Below are 6812 nucleotides of genomic sequence, written 5' to 3'. Positions count from 1 at the left end.
CAGACCGTCGTAGTCGGCACCGATGGCTCGGACTCGTCGCTGCGCGCGGTGGACCGCGCTGGCGCGATCGCGGCGGACCACGGCGCAAAATTGATCGTTGTGACGGCGCATCTGCCCGTCCCCGAGGAAAAAGGCCGCTACGCAATTCCGCCGGGAAGCGACCACGGTCAGGACTACCGGACGGTGGGCGAGGCGCCCTACTACGCGATCCTGCAGAACGCCAGGGAGCGAGCGCACCAAGCCGGGGCCAAGGACGTGGAGGAGAAGTCGGTCGTGGGTGCCCCCGTCCACGCGCTGGTGCAGCTGGTCAAAGAGGTAAACGCCGACCTGCTGGTCATCGGCAATGTCGGACTCAGCAGCGTCGCCGGGCGACTGCTGGGCTCGGTCCCATCCGAAGTCTCCCGCAGGGTCAAGACCGACGTGTTGATCGTCCACACCACCGACTGAGGCCTCGTTCCGGATCGTTCGGCGTCCGACCCTTGTGCACATCCGTCTAAAAGTTCTCGTTCCGTAGCTATAGTGCCGACACCTGCAAATGGAGGGCATGGCCGATGAACGCGAGGGGCGACAAGCGACGCGCATTAGTCACGGAGGACTACTTAAAAACCGACGTCACCCTATCGTGGCATCTAGTCTGGCTATTCGCCATTTTAGAAGGAATTACAGTTCCACTATTGTCCCTATTTGCGCAGGGCGGACCCAGGGTAAGCCGAGCTTCGCAAACTGCAACTGTTGCTGAGCAGTTCGTCGCATTTGCCAACAAAATGCTCGTTGTCGGTATCTATGGTTTGGTTATAGGGTTCGTCGGGGCATCGGTGGTGTGCTTGTTGTTGAACTGGATTGTGTTTCCCAGAGTCAGGATCAGACTCAATGACGCGGCCATCGTGCGCGTGCTCCATCCTTTCATTGTGGGGATATGGGGCGGCGTTTTGCTAGCAGTCATCTTCTGGATACAGCTGTGTATCGCTGGTTTTCTGACCTTTCCAAGGGTAGTGAATTTGATGCTTTTCGGATTCATCTCCGCCGCTGGGAGCGTCGTGCTGACGGGTTGTGGCTATTCCTTCTCCATAAAAGCTTTGCCGAACTTGGGGATCCAATTGACTACCGCACAGCAGCGGCTACTGTTGTTCAAATTGCCGTTTGTCGCGTTTGCCGTGTTAGTCGGGATGTATGAAGGATTGGCAGCGCCGATTCTCCAGCGATGGGAAATGGCTCCTCACCATAAAGTGTTGGCGGCGTTGCTGGTAGGGGTCTTAGGTGGTGCGTTTAGTAGTTTTGTCGTTGTCGCGTTAGCTCACATCGACGCGATTAAGAAGCACATGTGGCTGAAATTTGCCGTGATGGAGCAAGGAAGCAATTAGATCAGGACCTGGGTTGTAGCCCCTTCGGCGCTCCAGATCGTGTCTGATGCTGCAGGGTGTCCGGCGCCTCGATAAGACAGCAGGGGCCAACTCGGCTCGTAGCTTCCGGTCTCGTCCCGGGTTGCCCTGGCCGGAGTGGACCGGGCCGAAAAGGGGTAGCCGCTTCTTAGCGCATTATTTTGAACCGGAAGAGAAGGAAACGCTGGTGAGCGGTGCGAATAAAGCCCGGAACAAGGTGGACCAGGTCGCGGGAAAGCTCAAGGCGGCGTTCGGCCGCGTGATCAACGACCCAGCGCTAGAGGCTGAGGGGAGAGCTGATCAGCGGGGCGCTCACCTGAGAGACGCGGGCGAAAAGGTCAAGGACGCATTCCGCCCGCGGCAGCGCCGTCAAATGCCTCGACGGCGTCGCCAGATATAGCCCATCACTCGCGTAGCTACCCAGTCAGCCGGCAGCGGGCAGGTGCTGGCGTCTTTGCTGGACACGCCAAATCGACGTCGGCGCGGCGCGGACGAGTTGCACTGGTGCCCGTGATGTCCGGCCCTAGGCCGCGCCTGACGGCAAGCCGGTGAAGCCGAAAGCCAGCGAAATCGCCGGCGCCGCCGCAGCCGGGACTATTTCTCCATGGCTGGGGCTGGCGCGAGGTCGATCGTTATGCAGCCCGACGATCCCAGCATCACACCGGTCAGCACCGCGACCGCCGCGGCGGCTTTCAGTATCTTCTTCTTGCCTGCGCTCATCGGTATGCCTTTCTGCGGGTAGGAACAACCGTGGCAACAAATACCGCCGGCCAGCCGATGCTATCGCGGTCCTTGTACGCGTGTGCAATATTGCGAAAACGCGGAAAACTTTTGCTGCGGACTGGAAAGACGAATTCGACCCGTTGCCGAAGATTTGTGGATTTGAGGTCGGACTTCCACGCGCTCGAGCTGATTCAGGGCGCGAGCAATATCGGCGAACGTCCGGATAGAAGAATCCGCGGCGCGTGCCGGTGGTCGGGACGACCTAGAGGCCGCGGGTACGGCGCGGCGGGTCGCCCGCGGTGCAGAAGTCGTCGACCTGCCCTTCGCGGCTTCGGGCAACGTCTCCTATTCGTCGGCAAGGCAACGGCTTTGAGTCGCCTCCGCGAGGGCGGGTGCTATCGACCCGGTCCTACGTCCTCGAGAAGATCGACGATGAGGGGCACCACGCGCGTACGTCGAACGCGTCACCGACAAGCGCTGACTAAAGCGTCTCGGTGTGGGGGTGCGGATCTGCCGACCCGGTGGCACCATAAGCGGGTGAACGGGCAAATCTGCACGGGTTGCGGCCTGAAGACTTATCGCTCGTACGGTAGGTGGTCGGATCAGCATCCATGGGCAGCTAGGGCGTTCGCGGCCCTCGTGCGGATCGCGAGGAGCGTCGACCGAAGCGACCAGGGTCCGACGACCGTGATGTTGTTGGTGGTCCCGGCTACGCTCATCGGCTTAGCCGTGGTCTCGGCCTATCCACTGGTGTTCGTGCCCCTGCTTGTTCTCTTCGGCGTCGCGCTAGTGCTGTTAGTCCGCAATGAGCAAACGCGACGCAACCCAGCTTGTTGGCGCGGAGACTGCCCCGCGACCCGCGCCGGGCGATGAGGAGGCGCTCCCTCGGATTGCTCGCTCGGCAGTGGAATGCGAATTCATCAATTGCCGGGACGAGAAAGTGACCGGAGAAGAATTTTCATCCGCGTAATGCAGTCCCAAATGTGGCGCGGTTTTCAGGCCGGCGATCTGCGGCGCGTGGTGCGGCGCCTTCGAATGCAACTGGCCCATTTTCGCCCGGGCCGTTTCTGGCCTCAGCTCGCTGAACCGCGGCCAGCATGCGATCACTGAGGTCCAGGCATTCCCTTTCGCCCACGCCGCCGTTGACGGAAAGTCCGATCTGCCGTACCTGTATAGCGAATCGGCGTAGGTCGTCACAGAGCTGTTCCACGGGCCCCCCTTGTTTGCTGCTCTTCCACGATAGATAGTGAACGGATGTTCGCCCAACCAAATGTCGAAATTTTAAACGTGACGCTGGTCACTTGCTCCTATCGATCCCGGCGGGCCACGACGCTCGCATGCCGCACGGCAAAGCGCTGCCACCAGCCGTAGCTGCGGAGTAGCGTCGTGCGCGGCACGGCGGATGAAGGAGCGCAGATGGACCTGCATCTGTCGGGGAAGATTGCCGTCGTCACCGGGGCCAGCAAGGGGATCGGTTTCGCGGTCACCAAGGCCCTCGTCGACGCCGGCGCGCATGTGGTAGCCGGGTCACGGACCCCCGGTAAGCAGCTGCCGCTGCTTGAGGAGAGCGGCCAGGTGTCGTATGTGTCCGTGGACCTTACTCAGCCCGGTGCTGCCGAAGAATTGATCGCCGCGGCGGCGTCGCGGGGCGGGATCGACGTCTTGATCAACAACGTCGGTGGGGCCACGGTTCGCCCGGGTGGACTTGCCAGCATTTCCGACGACGACTGGCGGAAGTCCTGGGAGCTGAACCTGATGGGCGTCGTGCGACCGACCCGCGCGGCGTTGCCACAGATCGAGCAGCGCGGCGGCGGTTCTATCGTCATTGTCAGCTCGATCAGCGCCTATGCTCCCGGCCCGAACACGTACGACTACTGCGCCGCCAAGGCGGCCGTCGCCAACTTTGCTAAAGCTTTGTCAAAAGACTTGGCGCCGAGAAACATTCGCGTCAATTCGGTTAGTCCGGGTGCGGTGTCGACCGACAAGTGGATGCGGCGGGGCGGGATGGCCGACGGGTTCGCCGCGATCAACGGCCAGACGGCCGATGAGGTCAGGGCGGAACTCGCAAGCACCGCGCCGACCGGGCGGTTCACCACCCCTGAAGAAGTCGCTGACCTTGTGGTGTTCCTGGCCAGCGGCCGCGCCGGGAATATCACCGGATCCGACTATCGCATCGACGGCGGATACGTCACCGCAATCTGATTACGGTTGGGCACCGATGGCCGGCGTCATCAACATCGCATCCGCCACCGACTGCAGCGCGGCGTCGATGGTCTCGATTCCGTCGATCGCTCAATTCGACAAAACGCGAGACGCCCTGTGGCTCCCCGGAATAGCCTCGATCTAGGTTTGGGCCCACCCGGAGAACCGTCCAAGCGGCGGGGAATGGTCCTACCTCCAAGGCGGCCCACCGGACGCCGCGACCACAAAGAGGAACATCAATGACCCCGACCGAGCACCTTGACCGCACGACCGAGCTCAAACTGATGAAATTGGCGGCCAGAATGGTTCTTGCCGCTGGGTTGGGGATGGCTCTTATGGGGCTGACCGCGGCCATGGCCAACGCGGACCCTGCCACGCCAAATCCTCCGCGGCCAAACCCAACCGCGCCCAACAATTCGCACTCAGAATCAGGCCTCTGTAATCAAGACAGCGCACCGCGTGGCGCCCCGGCTCCGCCTCCTGGGTACTGCGGGTAAGGGTCGACAAATGAACTGGACGACGTTGGTGGCCAACGCGCTCGTACCGCTCGCGTCCGTGATTTCGAGCGCCGCCGTCGCGATCTGGACGAAGCGCATCGACGCCAGGAACAAGGCGGAAGACCGCCGCCACGAACGCGTCCTCGACTTCGAGAAGCGGGCGGCCGATGACAAGAAAGCCGTGTTGAAGTCGCTGATCTCGGCGACCATCTACGTCAAACGCGCGGCCCAATACGAGGGCGCCGGCACCGCCGAGGAGATCGCCAGCCAGCGGCGCGCCGAAGCAATTCGAGAGCTCTATGACTTCCGAATGCGGCTCGGCCTCGACGATGGCGTAGCCGAGCTGATGGTGTACGCCGCACCGCCGGTGCGTGACGTAGTAAGTCGGCTGCTCGACGAGTGGGACCGTCAGTTCCGCGAACACGGTTATTCACTGACCCAATTGGATTCCTGCAAGCGACAATTGGCGCAGACCACCGCGTGCCCTGCCCCGCAGGAGGACGTGACTGTGTACTACGAGGGCGAACTCAAGTGGTCCGAGCTGAGGAAGGTGGAGACCGTGTGGCTGGACAGACTGGGCAGGGAATCAGATCTCGACCTCGACGCACTAGTGGACCTATGTGATCGCACTCTAGAGGCCGCGCACAAGGACTTGCGCGGCGGATACGGGCTCGAGTACTGACTTACGGAACGCACTGGCATTCAACGGGGCCGCAGCGGCCAACGAGCCGGATAGCTCCCATCTCGTAGCGTTGCAGCACAACCGCCTGACCCCCTTGAGGGGGAAGAAGCGCCCTCGGCGGCCGCTTTATTGACCACCGAGAGCTAGCATCGCCAGCGGTGCTAGCCCCGCCGCGTTGCCTGAACACTGCCTACCCACCCCGCAGCTTGAAAGAAACATTCCCAAAGGGATCTCTCGGCTCTGAAAGCCTCTGCATCCCGAGAGGCACTCACCCGCAACGGATTTGAGCGTGAACGATCATCGGAGCGCGCGTGAGTGCACTGGCCGGCGCAACGATGCGCCTGTGTCTAGCACGTTGCGCAACTGGTGACCGGCTGACTGCGCACCCGCCACACACCTCAAAACAAGCGGGCTGCCGTGAACGAAATCTGGCCCGCAGAGGCGAGACCATGACCACCACCGGGGTAGTGACGTACGCCCACGGTCAAATCGACCAGGCTCGAACAGAACTCGGATGCTTTAGCTGCGTGAGCACCTTCAACACGCAGCAAGTCATGGCGGGTACTGCGGGCAGTAGTACTCGATTGCCAGGTCCACGAACGCGGCGGGATTGGTGAACAGCGCGACGCGGTCTGTATGGGCGATATCTGCGGTTTGCTGTCCATTCTTCCGTTTCGTGCAGACGCCCTGCGCAGTCTGAATCGGGTCTACAGACAGGGGAACCACGACATTGTTGTCACGGAGGGCGACGAGGAAGCTGTCATCGTTCGGTGACGCGCTTGCGTGGCAAGGTACGCAGACGGCGACCGCACAACAGGCGATGGGGGCGATTGCGTATCTCCTCATGGGCGGATCCCTTCGTCTCTGCACCCATGGTCACCGTTGACGGCCTTTCCGCGCAAGCGGCCGTGCTTTACGGATCCGCCGCCGGCCACCCATGGCCGCCGTATGTATCTACGCCGCGACGTGTCCGAGCAAGGGACGCAAAAACGAGGCCTCAACATTCCCGCCCTGGAGCCAGTAAGCAACTGCGAACCCGATAATTGCCGTCAGCGCACAATCATTCGGCCGTTGACACCGCGCCACGCTAGAAAGCGGTCGCTTGATATCGCGGAGCATCGATGTTTAGACCGGAACGCGGTAAGCGCCGTTTGTGAGCCTCAGACGTGGCTCACGGGTTACCGCGACGGTCACTGGCGGGTGCGCCAGTCGCGCACGCGCACCACGACGGGCAACTCGCCCACCCTGGTGCGGTGGGCGAGTTGCCCGCCAGGCCCGGACCCGTCGAGTTGGCGTTCAACGCGCGGTCATCGCGGGCGGCGCTGGTGC

At 62.1% G+C, this 6812-nt stretch carries 7 protein-coding genes; 5 read left to right on the top strand and 2 right to left on the bottom strand.

Annotation, left to right across the window (positions count from 1 at the left end):
- The 3 genes from A5652_RS15760 to A5652_RS29195 form a co-directional block, all read left to right on the top strand.
- Positions 1 to 447 (top strand): universal stress protein (locus tag A5652_RS15760; RefSeq protein ID WP_067353105.1); only part of this gene is annotated, 447 nt, incomplete at its 5' end.
- 104 nt (positions 448 to 551) lie between these two features.
- Positions 552 to 1361 carry a hypothetical protein gene (locus tag A5652_RS15755; protein WP_156745367.1) on the top strand — a complete coding sequence of 270 codons (810 nt, stop codon included), beginning with the start codon at positions 552 to 554 and terminating at the stop codon, positions 1359 to 1361.
- A gap of 46 nt (positions 1362 to 1407) precedes the next feature.
- Positions 1408 to 1779, top strand: a complete 372-nt coding sequence (locus tag A5652_RS29195; RefSeq protein ID WP_082983928.1) for a CsbD family protein — start codon at positions 1408 to 1410, stop codon at positions 1777 to 1779.
- Positions 1780 to 1973: 194 nt separating this feature from the next.
- Here A5652_RS29195 and A5652_RS28970 read toward each other — a convergent pair whose 3' ends face one another.
- On the bottom strand, positions 1974 to 2099 hold the full coding sequence (locus A5652_RS28970) for a hypothetical protein (RefSeq protein WP_255361844.1): 126 nt from the start codon (positions 2097 to 2099) through the stop codon (positions 1974 to 1976).
- A gap of 1419 nt (positions 2100 to 3518) precedes the next feature.
- On the opposite strand from A5652_RS28970, the gene A5652_RS15750 reads away from it, so the two are divergent.
- Positions 3519 to 4304 (top strand): SDR family NAD(P)-dependent oxidoreductase, encoded by a 786-nt coding sequence (locus tag A5652_RS15750; protein WP_067353100.1) that lies wholly within the window; start codon positions 3519 to 3521, stop codon positions 4302 to 4304.
- Between the two features lie 507 nt (positions 4305 to 4811).
- Entirely contained in the window at positions 4812 to 5483 is a 672-nt protein-coding gene (locus A5652_RS15745; protein ID WP_067353097.1) for a hypothetical protein, read from the top strand.
- 552 nt (positions 5484 to 6035) lie between these two features.
- On the opposite strand, the gene A5652_RS29190 is transcribed toward A5652_RS15745, so the two are convergent.
- On the bottom strand, positions 6036 to 6329 hold the full coding sequence (locus A5652_RS29190; protein ID WP_082983927.1) for a DUF732 domain-containing protein: 294 nt from the start codon (positions 6327 to 6329) through the stop codon (positions 6036 to 6038).
- Between the last annotated feature and the right edge of the window lie 483 nt (positions 6330 to 6812).

Origin of the sequence: Mycobacterium sp. 1165178.9 (assembly GCF_001673555.1) — a bacterium.
GTDB lineage: Bacteria > Actinomycetota > Actinomycetes > Mycobacteriales > Mycobacteriaceae > Mycobacterium.
This window is presented reverse-complemented; position numbering and strand designations above follow the sequence as displayed.

Excerpts from the sequence above, each read along its gene's own strand:
- A5652_RS15750 (WP_067353100.1), top strand. The coding sequence starts at position 3,519 with ATGGACCTGCATCTGTCGGGGAAGATTGCCGTCGTCACCGGGGCCAGC.
- A5652_RS15745 (WP_067353097.1), top strand. The coding sequence starts at position 4,812 with ATGAACTGGACGACGTTGGTGGCCAACGCGCTCGTACCGCTCGCGTCC.
- A5652_RS15755 (WP_156745367.1), top strand. The coding sequence starts at position 552 with ATGAACGCGAGGGGCGACAAGCGACGCGCATTAGTCACGGAGGACTAC.
- A5652_RS29195 (WP_082983928.1), top strand. The coding sequence starts at position 1,408 with ATGCTGCAGGGTGTCCGGCGCCTCGATAAGACAGCAGGGGCCAACTCG.
- A5652_RS28970 (WP_255361844.1), bottom strand. The coding sequence starts at position 2,099 with ATGAGCGCAGGCAAGAAGAAGATACTGAAAGCCGCCGCGGCGGTCGCG.
- A5652_RS29190 (WP_082983927.1), bottom strand. The coding sequence starts at position 6,329 with ATGAGGAGATACGCAATCGCCCCCATCGCCTGTTGTGCGGTCGCCGTC.